Raw genomic sequence first — 17441 nt, forward strand, 5'->3', positions numbered from 1 at the left:
AAAGAAGTTAAGCATGTTTTGCGATAAATGCTTCTAACGCTTCTTTTGGTTGGAAGCCAACAGTTTTGTCTACTAATTCACCATCTTTGAATAATAGTAAAGATGGAATAGACATAATTTGGTATTGAGCTGCAGTACCTTGGTTGTTATCTACATCTACTTTTACAATTTTAGCCGCACTACCTGTAGCATCCATTTCTTCAAGAACTGGTCCAATCATTTTACAAGGTCCGCACCAAGCAGCCCAAAAGTCTACTAGCACTAATCCTTCTTTAATATCGTCTTGGAAAGTTGCATCTGTTGCATGTACAATTGCCATTTGAAATCCTCCTTAAACTTACTATGTTTGTAGTATAGCATGGATAAATTCTCTTGAGCGAACAATCTGCCTAGTATGCAATATTTATGAAAAATATGGTCGAAAAAGGCATTAATCTGCTATTTAGCTTAATCTTCTTTTAAACGACCATTATAGAAATAAGTTAATGTAATAAAGAGATAAATAGCTAATGTAATACCTGTTACGATAATAGATGTTGTAAAAATAATACCAATCAGGATTGCACTTAACGCGATAATTGCTATCCAAGTTGTATAAGGGAACCATTTTACTGAATATGCACTTGTTTTTTCATGCTGGTTTTTACGCGATTTCAAATGCGCAATCGCAATAATTAGCCAAATAAATAACACGGTATATCCAAGTGAACCCATTAAGAAATCAAAGGTTTTGCTTCCAGCAAATAAAGAAAATATTACGGCTAAATATAAAGCTAAAGTACACATTAATATGGCATATACCGGAACTTTTCTTTTTGATAAATGTGCAAAGATTTTAGGTACACGCCCGTCCACAGCTTGTGTATACAGTACGCGCGATGAACCATAAAGGCCCGAGTTCATTGATGAAATAATGGCTAGTAAAACGACAGCATTCATAATATGGTCAGCACCTGGAATCCCAATCATTTTAAAAACCATCACAAACGGACTTTCTGGCACCCCGTTTACTTCATTCCAAGGAATCAAGCTTACGATAATAAAGAAAGGAATTAAATAAAAAGTTACAATACGTACTAATGTACTGCGAACAGCTTTTGGCACTACTTTCTCAGGGTTTTTCGTTTCAGCTAATGTAATACCAATAATTTCAGTGCCACCATAAGAATAAATAACTACAAGCATTGCGGCAACTAACCCCATTGGTCCGTTCGGTAAGAAACCACCATGCTCCGTTAAATTAGAAAAACCAACAGCTGTATGATTACCAAAAGTAACAAGCAATAAAATTAATCCCGCTATGATGAACACCACAATAACGGTAATTTTAATTAACGCCAGCCAATATTCAGTTTCAGCAAAAACTTTCACAGATAACAAGTTAATGGCTGTAACTAACACCGAAACAGATAATGCAAGTATCCAAATTGGATAATCTGGTAACCAATATTGAATAAAAATTGCCGCGACTATAGATTCTGCAGCAATATTTAAAACCCACATTTTCCAATAGATCCAATCTAGGAAATACGCTGGATACTTTCCTAAAATAGCTTGCACTAAATCTCTAAATGTTCTTGCTTCGCTATTACGGACTGCCATTTCAGCTAAACCTTGCATAACAAATAACAAAATAATCCCACCAATTAAGTACGCTAAAAGTACTGATGGTCCTGCCATATCAATGGCTGTACTACTTCCTTTAAATAACCCTGCACCAATGGCACCACCTAAAGCCATCATCGTAATATGCCGTGAGGTCATCGTTCTCTTTAATTTCTGATTGTCGTTTTCCATTTCCTTACCTCCTAAAATGAACAAATGCGCTAAAGTGCTCGTTTACATCCGACAAGCGCTGGTGAGCCCGAAGAAAAAAGTAAGCGCTCCTCAACTGTTGCTCGAGGGATCGAAGCGACCTCGAGGTTGTAGCTCTTTAGCCTAGATAAAAACAAAAAAGGCATATCGTCTGTTCCATCATTATCAAATGAAAGAAGAGACGATATGCCTTAAGCAAACCGCGGTACCACTCTAATTGGTTCTTTAAGAACCCTACTTAAAAACCTAGTAACGAAGGTTAACCGTCCAACAAATAGAATATTCTGCAAATTCCATTTATCTTACCGCTCCTAGGCAAGTTCAAAGTCTTATTGGACTGCGTTGCACCAACCCGCAGCTCTCTTCACCAAATAATGAGCTTTTACTACTCCTAATCTTTGCGTTTTTTAAAGATTTAAGTTTTTTAAAGATTTAAATTAATATTCATCACTATACGTTCTAAAATTAACTATGTCAACATTTTATTTTGCAATAACTTTTAAAAATCAAAAAATTCAACAAAAAAAAGCAGGGAAGATATAACTCCCCTGCTACAAATTATGCATTCACTTTTAATGCTTTAAATTCTTCAATTAGAAGCGGCACTACCTCGAATAAATCACCTACGATACCGTAGTCAGCAACTTTGAAAATATTTGCCTCCGGATCTTTATTAATCGCAACGATTACTTTTGAGTTAGACATACCTGCTAAGTGCTGAATAGCTCCAGAAATACCCGCCGCGATGTAAAGGTCTGGTGTTACTACCTTACCTGTTTGACCAATTTGAAGTGAGTAATCACAATATTCAGCATCACATGCACCACGTGAAGCACCAACTGCACCACCAAGTAAATCCGCTAGCTCTTTTAATGGTTCGAAGCCTTCTTCCGATTTTACGCCACGACCACCTGCTACAACTACTTTTGCCTCTGAAAGATCGACACCCTCTGAAGATTTACGTACAACCTCTTTAATGATTGTACGAAGGTTTGTAATATCTACAGTAATAGAAGTTACGTCACCTGATTTACCGGCTACTTTTTCTAATGGTGCAATATTATTTGGACGAACTGAAGCTAAAACCAAGCCGTCTTTTACTTTTACTTTTTCAAAAGCTTTACCAGAGTAAATTGGACGGATGAATATAACATCATCGCCAGCACCTTCAATTGACATTACATCAGATACAAGACCTGCTTGTAATTTACTTGCAATTTTTGGTGATAAATCTTTACCGTTTGCAGTATGTCCAAATACGATACCAGTTGGGTTTTCTTGCTCAATAACTGCTAATAAAGCTTGACCATAGCCATCAGATGTATATTGTTTTAAATGTGGATGCTCCACAGTTACAACACGGTCAGCACCATATTCAAATAATGGACCTGTTAAGTTTGCCACGGCATCTCCTAAAAGAACACCAACAACCTCACCACCATCTGCGATTTGCTTTGCAGCTGCAATTGCTTCGAAAGAAACATTACGTAAGCTTCCTTCACGAACTTCACCTAACACTAATACTTTTTTTGACATAGTATTTTCCCTCCGTTACCCTTTAAGATTCGATTTTCGTCATCAGATGACTTAAACTACTTTCGCTTCTGTATGAAGTAGGTTTACTAGCTCTTTTACTTGAGCAGAAAGTTCGCCCTCAAGAATACGACCTGCTGACTTTTGAGCTGGTAAGAAAATATCAATTGTTTCTACCTTAACTTCTACATCATCTTCATCGATATCTAAATCATCTAACTCAAGTTCTGCAAGCGGTTTCTTCTTCGCTTTCATGATACCTGGTAAAGATGGGTAACGAGGCTCGTTTAAACCTTGCTGAGCTGTTACTAAAAGTGGTAAAGATGTCTCGATAACTTCTGAATCACCTTCGATATCGCGCACAATTTTCGCAGATGTTCCATCGATTTCAAGATTTGTAATTGTTGTTACATAGTTAATGCCTAGTAAATCTGCAACACGAGGTCCTACTTGACCAGAGCCTCCGTCAATTGCAACATTTCCTGTTAAAATTAAATCTGGGTCTTTATCTTTTAAATATTCAGCTAAAATATAAGCTGCTGCATTTTGATCCAGTTCATCTAGATCGTCTTCAGTATTAATAAGAACCGCTTCATCTGCTCCCATTGCAAGAGCTGTACGTAATTGCTTCTCTGCATCTTCGCCACCAATTGAAACGACTGTTACTTTACCGCCAGCAGCGTCGCGTACTTGGATTGCCTCTTCAATTGCATATTCATCGTAAGGATTGATGATGAATTCTGCGCCATCCTCTTGGATTTTACCACCCGACACAACAATTTTTTCTTCTGTATCAAACGTACGTTTAATTAATGCAAAAATATTCATATATCCATACCTCCTGAAACGTTTTTTATTTCTAAGTAAACTTATAAATATTATATATTTTCAATGTCGATAACGTCGATAACACTTTTTCAAGTCGCTATCGACACTGATGGAATATTATTTACCAGTAAACACAGGCTCGCGTTTTTCAATAAATGCTTGAATTCCCTCTTTTGCATCTTCCGAAACGAAAACTGTGCCAAAGGATTTTGCTTCTGCCTGAATACCTTCATAGAATGAAGCATGCTTAGCATATTGCAATGTTTGAATAGCTGCTTTTAAAGCAACCGGGCTCTTCTTCGCAATTTTCTTCGCGACCTTTAGCGTTTCTTCCAGTAATGCTTCATCTGTAAATGCACGATTCGCTAAACCCCATTGTACAGCTTCTGTACCAGAAATCGGCTCACTTGTAAACATCATTTCTGCAGCTTTCGCTACTCCTACATATCGTGGTAGGCGTTGTGTACCCCCGAAACCTGGAATTAGACCTAATTGTAATTCAGGTAGCCCTAATTTCGCAGATTCTGTCACAAAGCGCAGATGACAGCTCATCGCTAGTTCAAGGCCTCCGCCTAGTGCCGCACCATGAATTGCAGCAATAATAGGTTTAGAGAAAGATTCAACTCGCTCAAAAACTTGCTGACCATTGTTCGCTAGCTTTGAAAATTCATCACCAGATTCAACCTCAGTAAATTCTTTAATGTCTGCACCTGCTGAGAAGAAACGACCTTCGCCATGAAGTACAAGGACACGTACAGTGTCATCATTTTCCACAGCATCTAGCACAGAATTTACTTCAGCAATGATTCCGCGAGATAATGCGTTTGCTGGCGGGCGTGCAATCGTAATAATCGCTACTCCATCCTCTACTTTCCAACTTAGAAATTCCATTTCTCCACATCCTTTTTAAGCTTTAATGCCGTTCAGGATTAATGCCTGAACTTTCGGAACCTGTTCTATCAAATCATATCGATATTCATTCATGACCCACGACGTGATGGTTTCATCAATTGTTCCAAATACCATTTGACGTGCCAAGCGTACATCCATCGTTTGATTGAACTCACCTGATAGCATACCTTCGATCAAAATTTGATCAAGTAATTGTAAATACTCTCTTAACACCGAATTGATCTTTAAACGTAAATCTTTGTTCGATTGTCGTAGTTCCAATTGTGTAACGGTTGCTAGGTATCGATCTGTCGCTAGAACATTAAAATGATTTTCTATCATTCGTGAAAGTTTGTCTTTAGACGTACTTCCATTTTCTATTATATCTTGTAATGACTCTACAAAAACAGCCATTTTTTCATTAAAAACAGAAATTAATATATCTTCTTTATTTTTAAAATATAAATAGATTGTTCCATCAGCCACCCCTGCCTGTTTTGCAATCTTCGATACTTGTGCTTGGTGATACCCATTTTCTGCAATAACGATGACAGCTGCATCAACAATTTGCTTATATTTTGGCTTATCACGTTTCACTTTTATATCACCACCTAAAAAAACTTGCACACGTCTACATTCATGCTCGATTAAAGTTTCTATGTTTTTCCACATGATGTCATCCTTCAATGACCAGCAAATCTCTTATAAGGATGTGACATGATAACTAAAAAAAATATGAAAATATGAATGGTCATTCATTCATATTTTCATATTATATTTTACATCTTTGCTTGTCAATACTTTATCACGTATTTATTTTGCTTCTTTATTCGCCAATTTCGTTTTTTCTTCATCCACTAACGCACGACGCAAAATTTTTCCAACTGCTGTTTTCGGTAGTTCTTCTCTAAACTCATAATACCGAGGAACTTTGAAAGCAGCCAAGTGTTGACGGCAATATTTATTTAATTCGTCTTCTGTAATCGAATATCCTTCTTTTAAAACAATATAAGCTTTTACTGTTTCTCCTCGGTACGGATCCGGTATACCCGCAACTATACATTCCTGGATTTCCTCTCGTTCATATAGTACTTCCTCTACCTCACGAGGGTAAATATTAAAACCACCTGCGATAATCAAATCTTTTTTACGATCAACTACATAGAAAAATCCTTCTTCATCCATATAACCCAGATCTCCAGTTAAAAACCATCCATCTACGAACGCTGCTGCCGTATCTTCTGGTCGATTCCAATAGCCTTTCATAACCTGTGGCCCTTTAACAGCTATTTCCCCAACCTCACCGACTGGAAGCACCTCTACATCCCCGGTCCGTAAAATTACTGACTCTGTATTTGGCCATGGTAAACCAATTGAGCCGATAACACGCTTATCCCAAATAGGCGTAGCATGCGTAACAGGAGAAGTTTCTGTTAATCCATATCCTTCTACAAGTTTCCCCCCTGTTACCGCTTCAAATTTCTCCTGCACCTCTACTGGAAGTGAAGCGGAGCCACTTAAGCATGCTTTAATGGACGATAAGTCGTACTTTGTAATATCCGGGTGATTTAATAAACCAATATATAAGGTCGGTGCACCTGGAAAAAGTGTTGGTTTTTGCTTTTCTATCGTTTTCAACGCTGTTTCTACATCAAACTTTGGTAATAGCACCATTTTATTTTGCGTGGAAACTGATAATAACATAACGGTAGTCATACCATAAACATGGAAGAATGGAAGTACGCCCATAATGGTTTCCTCACCATGTACACATTTATACATCCATGCATCACACATTGTTGTATTGGCAATTAAGTTTTTATGGGTCAGCATCACACCCTTAGGGAAGCCAGTAGTTCCCCCTGTATATTGAAGCAACGCAATATCCTCTTCAAAATCAAATGGGGTATCAATCATTTTAATTGGCGACGAGCGCATAATTTCTGTAAATAGATGATTTTGACCACTATGTTCAACCTTTACACTAAAACCATACTGCTTTTTTTGAATATAGGGGTAAACTAAATTTTTTGGGAATGGTAAATAATCTTTAATAGCTGTGACAATGACATTTTCAAGTGCAGTTTCTTTTATAATTTTCATAACACGTGGATACAAAATATCCATCAGTAAAATAACTTTGGCACCCGAATCAGCCATTTGATATTGAAGTTCACGCTCAGTATAAAGTGGATTTGTTTGTACGACAATTGCTCCAGCATACATTGCCCCGTAGTAAGCGATTACACTTTGTGGTGAGTTTGGCAGCATAATAGCTACTCGATCTCCCTTTTCCACCCCAAGGGCTTGTAAATAGTTTGCAAACCTTAGCGCCGACTCATATAGCTCGGTGTACGTCAAATCCTTTCCCATAAAATGAATCGCAACTTTGGATGGATTCTTTATATAGGCACGTGTTAAAAACTCTTGCACAGGAATTTCTTCAAACGTTAAAGACGATGGTACTTCTTCAGGATAATTTTTTAGCCATGGTTTTGTTGTCATACGTCCTCTCCCCTTTGTCCCATACTTTGTAAATTCTTATTTTAATTATAATGAAAAAGAAATATACTTTCAAACACAAAATAGAAAATAAATGCATTTTCGATTAATTATTATGCGTTTAACAACATTTATATAACTGTATTTCTCAGGATTTCAGATCAACGTTCCTTATGAATACTCATTCATTCTTTCTTTTTTTATGCACAGGACTGCGTTAATATTTCTATATTCCAAAAATAATTCTTTCATGATAACTTTTTAGATAGATGAGGGAATATTAATAGATTTTAGTAGTATTTTGTGATGATTTGGTGTGAGGATGATGTAACTTAGATTTTTTCGAGGGTATTGAAGTTTTTTATTTAATTGGAGCGATCATACATTCAGCCTGAGTAGTATCTCCCCGGGCTAGAGCAGTTCTTCACTTTTTTGCGTCGCTATGGATCTTCCTTCCGTCGCTTCGGCTCTTCCTTCCGTCGCCCTGACTTCTTTCCGTCACTTCGGCTCTTCCTTCCGTCACTCTGATACTTCTTACCGTCGCTTCGGCTCTTCCTTCCGTCGCTTTAGCTTTCCTTTCCGTCGCTCTGGCTTCTTTCCGTCACTTCGGCTCTTCCTTCCGTCGCTTTTGCTTTCCTATCCGTCGCTCTGGCTTCTTTCCGTCACTTCGGCTCTTCCTTCCGTCGCTTTAGCTCTTCTTTCCGTCGCTTCGGCTCTTCCTTCCGTCGCTCTGGCTTCTTTCCGTCACTTCGGCTCTTCCTTCCGTCGCTCTGATACTTCTTACCGTCGCTTTAGCTCTTCTTTCCGTCGCTTCGGCTCTTCCTTCCGTCGCTCTGATACTTCTTACCGTCGCTTTAGCTCTTCTTACCGTCGCTCCGGCTCTTCCTTCCGTCGCTCTGATACTTCTTACCGTCGCTCTGGCTCTTCTTTCCGTCGCTAGCTACCCGAGCAGTTCTTCTCCTTAACCAATTACTATGAAAAAAACGCATCCTCATAAAAGGATGCGTTTCTAAGTTTAAAGGGTCATCATATAATAGACACCGACTGCCAAAAATGCGATGCAGACAACGATTAGTACTTTTGCTAATTTTTCCATGTCATTACACTCCTATGCAATACTTGCCCCAATAACAAACGATAGACCGACTGAAATGGTAAAGGAAATGAAGCCAACTGAGCGATTATCATTTGCGATTTCTTGATCGACATTAAAACGTGGTGTCATAAATTCAAATAAGAAATACGCTACAATCAGTAATGTAAAACCAAAAAGGCCCCAGCCAATCATTTCACTTAAAGTACTGTGGCGGGCAATGGAAAAACGAAAAATATTACAGATCCCCAGTATTTTCCCACCTGTTGCGAGTGCCACAGAGATATTACCATTTTTAATTTCTTCCCAATTTTTATATTTCGTAACGACTTCGAACAATGCCATCGAGACGACTAAACATAATACAACAACACTAAAGTATCCTGCCGTTTCGATAATTGGGTATCGCCAAAAGCTAGAATTCAGCATTTTCTCCGTCCCCTTTACAGCTTATTTCAATTCCACAACCGTGACGCCTAAGCCCCCCTCGCCGGCTTCACCAAAACGGAAGGATTTTACACGCTTATGTTTTTTCAAATAGGTTTGAATTCCTTGACGTAATGCACCTGTACCGACACCATGAATAATTGATACACGCCCATAGTTAGCAAGCAAGGCATCATCAATATATTTTTCTGTACGTATAATGGCGTCTTCATATCGTTCGCCGCGTAAATCTAATTCTAATTTTACATGGCTACTGCGATTTTTCACACCAGCAATACGTTGCACAGGTTCTTTTTCAGGTTTAATGTACTCTAGATCACTATCTGAGATTTTCATTTTCAAAATACCCATTTGGACAACCCATTCGGAATTCGATGCTTTTTCGAGCAATGTACCTCTTTGTCCATAGCTTAACACCTTTACCTCGTCTCCGACAACTAAGTTTTGTGCACGGGCCTTTACTTGTGCCGCTTTTTTCAGCACTTTATTGTTTTCAAGCGGTGTAGCTTCTTCCAGTCGTTTACGAGCTTCGATGAGCTCATGCTCCTTAACAACTTGGTCTGCATTTTTGCGCATTTCTCGAAGCTCCGCAATAATTGATTCTGCTTCTCTTTTGGCTTCATCAACAATTTTACGAGCTTTTTCTTTCGCTTTTTTATCGAGTGCCTCTTTGCGTTCCTCATAAGCTTGTAATTTTCCTTGTAACTCTTTACGAAGGTCTTCAGACTCCATCAGTAATTCATGAGAGCGTTCTGCATCATCTTCGGATTGGCGACGAGTCTCTTCAAGTGAAGCAATCATAGACTCCACCTCATGACGATCTGTGCCTGTAAAGCCTTTCGCACGGTCAATAATCGACTCTGGTAAGCCAAGGCGACTTGAAATTTCAAATGCATTGGAGCGTCCTGGTACACCAATTAGTAGGCGATATGTTGGGCTCAATGTCTCGATATCAAACTCTACACTTGCATTGGCAACTCCTGGACGATTATAGCCGTATGCTTTTAGCTCAGGATAATGCGTTGTTGCCATAACGCGGGCACCACGACCATGTACTTCATCTAAAATGGAGATGGCCAGAGCTGCACCTTCCTGAGGATCTGTCCCAGCACCTAATTCATCAAATAGAACTAGTGACTCATAATCAAACTTTTGTAAGATATCTACTATGTTGACCATATGAGAGGAGAATGTTGACAATGATTGTTCTATTGACTGTTCATCTCCAATATCCGCAAAAAGCTGCTTGAAAACGGCAAGCTCTGAACCATCAAGTGCAGGCACTGGTAACCCTGCCTGTGCCATTAATGTACACAGTCCGACTGTTTTTAAAGTGACAGTTTTACCACCAGTGTTTGGTCCTGTAATCACAATTGCCGTAATGTCTTTACCAAATTCAATATCGTTAGCAACAGCCATTTCAATTGGTAAAAGTGGATGACGTGCACGCACAAGTCGAATATAGCCATCGTTATTCATTTTAGGCATTGTACATTTGTTCGCTTGACCGTACTTGCCTTTAGCTAAAATGACGTCAATCTCGCCTAGTACTTTTACTAAATTAAATAAATCTGGAGCTACTTCCTCTACCATTGCACTTAGAGCAAGTAAAATACGTTCAACTTCAGCCTGCTCTTTCATTTTTAAACGATGAATTTCATTATTCGCTTGTACAACAGAATCAGGCTCGATGAATAACGTTTGACCAGAAGATGATTGGTCATGCACAATTCCACCATAATGATGACGATACTCTTGCTTAACTGGGATAACAAAACGATCATTACGAATCGTTACAAGCGTATCTGAGAGCATTTTTGAAGCATTGCTCCCACGTGTAAGACTTTCCAGCTTAGACCGTACTTTAGCTTCCTCAGCGCGCAAAGATTGGCGAATTGAACGCAAAGTTTGGCTTGCAGAGTCTAGCACTGAGCCGTTGTCATCAATACAGTTATTAATTTCATGCTGCAAGCCTGTTAAAACGGGCATTGCCTCCTTTTTGGCGATGAAATGAGGAATCTCAATTACTTCTTCTGATTCTATATCTTCAATAAAATTGCGAAGAATTCTACTAGCTCGAATCGTACTTGAAACTTCCATTAACTCCATCGCTGAAAGCATGCCACCGATTTGGGCACGTCTTGCAGCCGGTCGTACATCAAAAATTCCACCCATCGGTACATTGCCTTTTACACGTAAAATGGATAGTCCTTCATCCATTTCCTCTAATAATTGTACAACTTTTTCATAATCTGTCTGTGGTACAAGCTCATCAATGGCTGATTTGCCGATTGAAGAAGTACAGTATGTAGCCACTTGTTGACGTACTTTATCATATTCTAGTGTTTTCAATGCGCGTTCGGCGATCACTGAGAACACCTCCTCAACCTATTTATTTCGTCGAATGAACGCTTCAAATTGTTCCCGCGTCCATGTATTCATAATCATATCCCTTTTCAACCATGCTCTGTTTGCGTAGCGCACTCCAATATCCATAAAGCGTAAATGAGCGATATCATGGGCATCCGTATTAATAGCTACGGGCACACCAGCTGCCAAAGCCATTTCTAAATGCTCTACACATAAATCAAGACGATATGGATTCGCATTTAACTCTAAAATTTTACCATATTCCTTTGCCCAAGCAATTAATTGTCCCATATCTGGATTATAGCCATTACGATCCTCAATAATGCGACCAGTTGGATGTGCAATCATATGAACGTATGGATTTTGCATCGCCGTAAGCAAACGCGCCATAATTTTGTCCTGCGATTGTGAAAAGCTAGAGTGAATAGAGGCAATGACAAAATCTAACTCTCTCAGCACATCATCCTCAAAATCGAGGGAACCATCTGGTAAAATATCCATTTCTGTCCCTGCATATAAGCGAAAATCTGGATGTGTTTCATTAAACGCCTCAATTTCAGCACGTTGTTTTGTTAAGCGCTCTGGCGTTAGACCATTCGCTACTTTTAAAAATTGTGAGTGGTCAGTAATAACGCTATATTGATAGCCACGTACTTTCAATGCCTCGCCCATTTCAGCTACAGAATATGCACCATCAGACCATGTCGTATGCATATGCAAATCTGCTTTAATATCTTCTAATTTTACTAGACCTTTAATATTATCCGTTTTGTCAAATTCCGTTGTACCCGTACGCAAGCTAGGCGGGATAAATGGTAAATCAAAATGCGCAAAAAATTCCTCTTCATCCTTAAACGTTAATACGGTACCATCAGCCTGCTCAACACCATATTCACTAATCTTTTCACCACGGGCTTTAGCAATTTGGCGCATGCGGACATTGTGATCTTTCGAGCCTGTGAAATGATGTAAGGCAGTTGCATATTCAGCATCTTTTACTAATCGGAAATCTACACTTACAGGCTCATCTAGATCTAAAATAACTGAAATCTTTGTATCACCAGCTGCTACGACTTCTTGTACAGAAAGCTCATTCAGTAACTTTTCACGTACAGTTTCAACTACTTCAGTGACAACAATAAAATCAATATCTTTACTTGTTTCAGCTGCACGACGGAAGCTTCCAGCAACAGAAAAACGTTCCACTTCTTCCATACTACCTAGAAGAGCTTCAATTTGTAAAACAACTGGCTCTAGCTGCCAAATCGGCAAACGTTCTGAACGATTTGCTAAATTTGCAAGTTCCTTTAAAATTTTTTCTTCTGTTTTTGCTGCAAAGCCTGCTAGCTCTCGAACCTTACATGCCTCACATGCAGCCTTTAAACTTTCCGCAGAATCAATCCCTAATTCTTGATGAAGCTTTGCGATTTTTTTACCACCTAAGCCTGGAAGTTTTAATAACGGAAGCAATCCTTTTGGCACAATTTCTTCTAATTCTTTTAATAAGCTTGATTCACCATTTGTCATTAAATCCTCAATAACGGCAGCTGTACCTTTACCAATACCTTTAAGCTTTGTTACATCCTCCATCTCACTTAATGAGCGCTCGTCCCCCTCAAGTGCAGCAGCAGCTTTTCGAAAGGCAGATACCTTGAATGGATTTTCCCCTTGTAATTCCATATACAAAGCAATTTTTTCAAGTGTTCGAATAATTGTTTTTTTGTTCATTGGGAATTCCTCCTATCGTAAAAACACTTCCCTCAAAACCGAGAGAAGTGCACAGTTTGCTATTGCATATAAATATACCACCAGTTTTGGAACATACTTGTAATAATTGGGGTGTGTTCCAAAATGAGACCACTTAACAACGACTTCGACATTAAACTTTGGATAAAATCAACTGGCAATAAGGCAAGAATGTACAGCAAAATAAACATTATTAAATAGTTTTCAATCATGCCAAACAATGCTCCAAGCCAACGATTCAATGTACCTAACACAGGTAAATACGCTATAAAATCAAAAATCGATGCTACAATTTGCAATGTAATTTTCACAGCAAAGAAAATTACAGCAAAGGCAATGACACGGTAAAAAGTGCGGTCTAAATCCAGACTATCAATGACTACTCCAAGACTACCTGAATCCGTTACACCAGGGTACGGAACCCAAAAAACAAATTTTTGTGCTAATGGTTTATAATAGATATACGCAACTATTAGGGCAACTATAAAGCTAACAATATGCATCATCTGTACAATGAAACCACGTTTTGCTCCAACGATGAGCCCAGCTAGTAGCACCACTAATATGATTAAATCTAACATTCACTTCAACCCTTTAATTTTTTCAATTCTTCTTCTAGTTGCTCCATTTGTTCTTTTAATAGTAAATAATCGTGAACGGTATTTACTGCTGTAAGAACGGCAAGCTTTGTGCTATCAAGTGAGGGATTATGTACATTCATTTCGCGCATACGGTCGTCAACAATCGAAGCGACAAGTCGCATATGTCCAATGGATTCAGAGCCGACCATTTTATATGTATGGCCGTATATTTCCACAGAAATTTTATTCTTTTCTTGATTTTCCATAGTCGCACCCTCCTTGTACTCACGATTTTTTTTTGATTGTGAGCAGCATACACAAAAAAGCTATTTATTATCATACCATGAAAGGTATAAAATTGTGAACAATGAGGACAGAAAGGAACGAGTAAATGTCAAATATTGTACTTTCAATATCAACAAAAATACAAAAAGAGGTGATGTCCTACTACGCAAACCATTTTGTAGAACGTAAAGCACCAGGAGTAATCTTTGCTGCAAAGCTTCCAGATACAGCAATTACGATGTACAAATCAGGTAAATTAATGTTCCAAGGGGGAGGAGCTGAGCGAGAAGCAGCACGCTGGGGAAACATAGAAGTAACAAATTCACAGAAATCATCGTCGATCGGGGCAAAGGGCGACGTTCTACCAGAAGGTTTTGCTACGATGTCTGTACTAGGCTCAGACGAAACTGGTACTGGTGATTATTTCGGTCCAATAACAGTGGCAGCCGTATATGTCCCTTCATCAAAAATTGCACTTATAAACGAACTTGGTGTCAAGGACTCAAAAATGCTAACGGATGATTATATGCGTAAAATAGCGCCAGATTTACGTGCGACTTGTGTCCATAGTGTGCTTGTACTACGTAATGAAAAATATAACGAATTACAATCACGAGGCTACTCTCAAGGTAAGATGAAAGCTATGATGCACAATAGGGCACTTAAAAATGCACTGTCAAAAATGGCACCCGAAAAACCAGAGCATATATTAATTGATCAGTTTGCGGAACGTGGCTTGTATTACAATTACTTAAAAAATGAACGAGATATTGTTCGAGAGGATGTACTACTTTCTACGAAGGCCGAGCAATTACATGTTTCAGTAGCAACCGCATCGATATTAGCTCGTGCGGCATTTTTAAAAGAAATGGACCGACTGAGTGAGATTGCTGGGATAGAGTTGTTGAAGGGGGCTTCTGCGAAAGTAGATGCGTTAGCAGCACGCATTTGGCGAAAACAAGGTGAGGAATTTTTACGTTCCATTACGAAATGGCATTTTGCTAATACTGAAAAAGCTAAGAAGATGAAATAAAGTGAAACATTTATCAGTGGGGGTTTTTTTCATCCCTCGCTGATTATTAATTGAACGAATCGGGCTTTTATGGGCAGTTTATCTCTCACCTAACTTCTTTGCTATTGCCAAATTTTGAGGTGGGAGTATTACGCCCGTTAATGCGGGATAAACTTGGTATTATAGTCCACAAAAAAATTCGCTATACTCCAGCAGAGAACTAATTTACACTACTTGTTCTCTTCTGTAGTTAGCGAATTTTTTATATCAAAAAGTTATCATAATCATTTTAGAAGAATTTTGATTCCAACTTAATATTTAAATTGTTGAATCGTTTCTTGTAGATTTTCAGACATTTTAGCAAGGGCTTCGGCCGATACAGCGATTTCTTCAATAGTAGCAAGCTGTTCCTCTGTTGCAGCAGAAATATTTTGTGCGCTTGCTGTATTTTCATTGGTTTGTTCAAGTACACTTTCAATTCCCATCTCCACTTGATGGGCGTGTTCAGAAATAGCTTTAGATGCCTCCGAAATTTGTCCTATTTCATAGGTTACACTTTGCACATTTGTACGAATCTCATCAAATGACTTTCCTGCCGTATTTGTTATATCAATTCCCTTTACTACCTCAGCTGAACCGGCAGCCATTGATTCAACCGCTAATTCTGTATCAGCTTGAATCTGTGAAATAATATCCTTGATTTGCAGTGTGGATTGTGCAGATTGTTCTGCTAGCTTTCGTACCTCTTCAGCTACTACCGCGAAACCTTTTCCATGCTCACCGGCACGGGCAGCTTCGATTGCTGCGTTTAAAGCTAGTAGGTTCGTTTGATCAGCAATTTGGGTTATAGCCTCCACAATGTGCCCAATTTCGTGAGAACGCTTGTCTAATGTTTGCACTGTCTTTTCAAGGGCCTGTACAGTATTTTGAATCATGGTCATTTGTTGCACAGCTGTTTGAATAGTCTCATCACCAATCATAACAGCACCCATAGCTTTATTTGACATCTCATTAACAGCACCAGCTTTTGCTGAAATATGCTGAATGGATGATGACATTTCAAGTACAGCATTATTACTTTCCTGAATAGTGTCTCCCTGCATGTCAACCGTCTCAGCAAATGATTGAATGGAATCAACAATTTGCGATGTTGCTCGCTTATTTTCTGCAGTGCTTGCAGTTAGCTGCTCTGAAGAATTGGCCAATAAATTTGATTTCTCGCCAATATTACCAACTACCCCACGTAAAGAGAAGATCATTTTATTGAAAATATTAGCTAGTTTTCCAATCTCATCATTTCTTCTTATGTCGATCAGGTTACGCAAATCGCCTTCACCTACTCGTTCAGCAACTGTAGATAGCTCTTTCAGTGGACGAGTGATTGAGGCAATGATCATGCCACCGATTATCCCACAGATAATTAAAGCGATAGCAATGACTGCTGTTGTCGATTTTAAAATTGGAGCAGTGACAGCTGTTACATCCTTTAAATCCATAATACCGATAATTTTCCACCCTGTAAGTTTATTAGTAGTGAAAAAAACTTGATGCTCCTTGCCATCTTCCTTAATTTTAAAGCTACCTTCTTCTTTACCTTGCATCTTTTCTATATACGAATCTTTCAGCTTGGTTCCCACTTCAACATTCGGATCTGCTATTGTAAGATTATTGGCATTCACTAATGAGGCATAGCCACTTTTCCCAATCTCCACTGTATCTACGAGCTTCGCAATTTCAGCAAGATTCAAATCTATAGAAACAACCCCGGATTTGTCAGGTAATCCTGCCGCTACAGTTAAAGTTAAATCGCCTGAGATATTTGATTTATATGGGTCCATCACGACCCCTTTACCTGGCGACTCCATAGCCTTTAAATACCAGGGACGCAGAAACGGATTATAATCAGACGGCATTTCATGATATGGATTACGTAAAAAACCATGGCCTTCTAATGTTAAAGCAACTACCGAAACACTAGTATGTAAAGCATTGTATTTATCTAATTCCTTTAATGCATCTGCATCTTTCCAATCCTTATTAAAATAAGCTGCCAAATATTCTGCATCACTTATGATTGGAGAAATTTCTTTTGTCACTAAAGAATTGATTAAATCGACATTCTCACGTGATCTATCACTTAATTCGTTATAATATAGGTTATCCGATTTCATGTATGAAAATGTACCAATTGCAATACTCGGAATTAAGAGTGTCATTGTAAATGCCCAGATTAGCCGAGCACGTACGGATAAGCTTTTTCGTTTTCGATAATCTTTCAAGATCATTATCTCCTCTTACTATTTTTTCTATCCAGTTTCTACTATACACATAATAAATA

15 protein-coding genes and 1 other annotated feature are annotated in these 17441 nt (G+C 38.6%); of the genes, 2 read left to right on the plus strand and 13 right to left on the minus strand.

Annotated features, from left to right (window positions below):
- Positions 1 to 7: 7 nt before the first annotated feature.
- The 7 genes from trxA to ACQKNC_RS03520 all read right to left on the minus strand — a co-directional run bounded on the left by trxA (position 8) and on the right by ACQKNC_RS03520 (position 7572).
- The gene (trxA, locus tag ACQKNC_RS03490) at positions 8 to 319 is read right to left on the minus strand and encodes a thioredoxin (protein ID WP_427423473.1); all 312 of its coding nucleotides are present in this window, start codon (positions 317 to 319) and stop codon (positions 8 to 10) included.
- 128 nt (positions 320 to 447) lie between these two features.
- Positions 448 to 1797 carry an amino acid permease gene (locus tag ACQKNC_RS03495; protein WP_427423474.1) on the minus strand — a complete coding sequence of 450 codons (1350 nt, stop codon included), beginning with the start codon at positions 1795 to 1797 and terminating at the stop codon, positions 448 to 450.
- Positions 1798 to 1989: 192 nt separating this feature from the next.
- Positions 1990 to 2223 (minus strand) — a binding site (T-box leader).
- A 150-nt stretch (positions 2224 to 2373) separates the two neighbouring features.
- Positions 2374 to 3351: an electron transfer flavoprotein subunit alpha/FixB family protein gene (locus ACQKNC_RS03500; protein WP_427423475.1), complete on the minus strand. Its 978-nt coding sequence runs from the start codon at positions 3349 to 3351 to the stop codon at positions 2374 to 2376.
- Positions 3352 to 3402: 51 nt separating this feature from the next.
- The gene (locus ACQKNC_RS03505) at positions 3403 to 4176 is read right to left on the minus strand and encodes an electron transfer flavoprotein subunit beta/FixA family protein (protein WP_427423476.1); all 774 of its coding nucleotides are present in this window, start codon (positions 4174 to 4176) and stop codon (positions 3403 to 3405) included.
- Positions 4177 to 4293: 117 nt separating this feature from the next.
- Positions 4294 to 5067, minus strand: coding sequence for an enoyl-CoA hydratase (locus tag ACQKNC_RS03510; RefSeq protein ID WP_427423477.1), 774 nt, complete (start codon positions 5065 to 5067; stop codon positions 4294 to 4296).
- Positions 5068 to 5082: 15 nt separating this feature from the next.
- Positions 5083 to 5664: a TetR/AcrR family transcriptional regulator gene (locus ACQKNC_RS03515; RefSeq protein WP_427423514.1), complete on the minus strand. Its 582-nt coding sequence runs from the start codon at positions 5662 to 5664 to the stop codon at positions 5083 to 5085.
- A 216-nt stretch (positions 5665 to 5880) separates the two neighbouring features.
- Positions 5881 to 7572, minus strand: a complete 1692-nt coding sequence (locus ACQKNC_RS03520) for an AMP-binding protein (protein WP_427423478.1) — start codon at positions 7570 to 7572, stop codon at positions 5881 to 5883.
- Between the two features lie 439 nt (positions 7573 to 8011).
- Here ACQKNC_RS03520 and ACQKNC_RS03525 point away from each other — a divergent pair, with 439 nt between their 5' ends.
- Positions 8012 to 8509: a hypothetical protein gene (locus ACQKNC_RS03525; protein WP_427423479.1), complete on the plus strand. Its 498-nt coding sequence runs from the start codon at positions 8012 to 8014 to the stop codon at positions 8507 to 8509.
- 168 nt (positions 8510 to 8677) lie between these two features.
- Here ACQKNC_RS03525 and ACQKNC_RS03530 read toward each other — a convergent pair whose 3' ends face one another.
- The 5 genes from ACQKNC_RS03530 to zapA are packed head-to-tail and all read right to left on the minus strand — an operon-like array spanning position 8678 to position 14072.
- Positions 8678 to 9091 carry a DUF350 domain-containing protein gene (locus ACQKNC_RS03530; RefSeq protein WP_427423480.1) on the minus strand — a complete coding sequence of 138 codons (414 nt, stop codon included), beginning with the start codon at positions 9089 to 9091 and terminating at the stop codon, positions 8678 to 8680.
- Between the two features lie 21 nt (positions 9092 to 9112).
- The gene (locus ACQKNC_RS03535) at positions 9113 to 11479 is read right to left on the minus strand and encodes an endonuclease MutS2 (RefSeq protein ID WP_427423481.1); all 2367 of its coding nucleotides are present in this window, start codon (positions 11477 to 11479) and stop codon (positions 9113 to 9115) included.
- 18 nt (positions 11480 to 11497) lie between these two features.
- On the minus strand, positions 11498 to 13207 hold the full coding sequence (gene polX, locus ACQKNC_RS03540; protein WP_427423482.1) for a DNA polymerase/3'-5' exonuclease PolX: 1710 nt from the start codon (positions 13205 to 13207) through the stop codon (positions 11498 to 11500).
- Positions 13208 to 13266: 59 nt separating this feature from the next.
- Complete coding sequence (locus ACQKNC_RS03545) at positions 13267 to 13806, minus strand: CvpA family protein (RefSeq protein ID WP_427423483.1); 540 nt, start codon at positions 13804 to 13806, stop codon at positions 13267 to 13269.
- Between the two features lie 5 nt (positions 13807 to 13811).
- Complete coding sequence (gene zapA, locus ACQKNC_RS03550; RefSeq protein WP_249072869.1) at positions 13812 to 14072, minus strand: cell division protein ZapA; 261 nt, start codon at positions 14070 to 14072, stop codon at positions 13812 to 13814.
- A 125-nt stretch (positions 14073 to 14197) separates the two neighbouring features.
- On the opposite strand from zapA, the gene rnhC reads away from it, so the two are divergent.
- Entirely contained in the window at positions 14198 to 15124 is a 927-nt protein-coding gene (rnhC, locus tag ACQKNC_RS03555) for a ribonuclease HIII (RefSeq protein WP_427423484.1), read from the plus strand.
- Positions 15125 to 15414: 290 nt separating this feature from the next.
- Here rnhC and ACQKNC_RS03560 read toward each other — a convergent pair whose 3' ends face one another.
- A complete protein-coding gene (locus tag ACQKNC_RS03560) occupies positions 15415 to 17382 on the minus strand; it encodes a methyl-accepting chemotaxis protein (protein ID WP_427423485.1) in 1968 nt (655 codons plus the stop codon).
- Positions 17383 to 17441: the final 59 nt, after the last annotated feature.

It is taken from the genome of Lysinibacillus sp. NPDC094177 (assembly GCF_050279145.1).
GTDB lineage: Bacteria > Bacillota > Bacilli > Bacillales_A > Planococcaceae > Lysinibacillus.

What these genes read in the sequence shown, in the direction of transcription:
- ACQKNC_RS03530 (WP_427423480.1), bottom strand. Translation starts at nt 9,091, where the DNA reads ATGCTGAATTCTAGCTTTTGGCGATACCCAATTATCGAAACGGCAGGA.
- ACQKNC_RS03525 (WP_427423479.1), top strand. Translation starts at nt 8,012, where the DNA reads ATGGATCTTCCTTCCGTCGCTTCGGCTCTTCCTTCCGTCGCCCTGACT.
- ACQKNC_RS03500 (WP_427423475.1), bottom strand. Translation starts at nt 3,351, where the DNA reads ATGTCAAAAAAAGTATTAGTGTTAGGTGAAGTTCGTGAAGGAAGCTTA.
- rnhC (WP_427423484.1), top strand. Translation starts at nt 14,198, where the DNA reads ATGTCAAATATTGTACTTTCAATATCAACAAAAATACAAAAAGAGGTG.
- ACQKNC_RS03510 (WP_427423477.1), bottom strand. Translation starts at nt 5,067, where the DNA reads ATGGAATTTCTAAGTTGGAAAGTAGAGGATGGAGTAGCGATTATTACG.
- ACQKNC_RS03505 (WP_427423476.1), bottom strand. Translation starts at nt 4,176, where the DNA reads ATGAATATTTTTGCATTAATTAAACGTACGTTTGATACAGAAGAAAAA.
- trxA (WP_427423473.1), bottom strand. Translation starts at nt 319, where the DNA reads ATGGCAATTGTACATGCAACAGATGCAACTTTCCAAGACGATATTAAA.
- zapA (WP_249072869.1), bottom strand. Translation starts at nt 14,072, where the DNA reads ATGGAAAATCAAGAAAAGAATAAAATTTCTGTGGAAATATACGGCCAT.
- ACQKNC_RS03495 (WP_427423474.1), bottom strand. Translation starts at nt 1,797, where the DNA reads ATGGAAAACGACAATCAGAAATTAAAGAGAACGATGACCTCACGGCAT.
- ACQKNC_RS03545 (WP_427423483.1), bottom strand. Translation starts at nt 13,806, where the DNA reads ATGTTAGATTTAATCATATTAGTGGTGCTACTAGCTGGGCTCATCGTT.
- polX (WP_427423482.1), bottom strand. Translation starts at nt 13,207, where the DNA reads ATGAACAAAAAAACAATTATTCGAACACTTGAAAAAATTGCTTTGTAT.
- ACQKNC_RS03520 (WP_427423478.1), bottom strand. Translation starts at nt 7,572, where the DNA reads ATGACAACAAAACCATGGCTAAAAAATTATCCTGAAGAAGTACCATCG.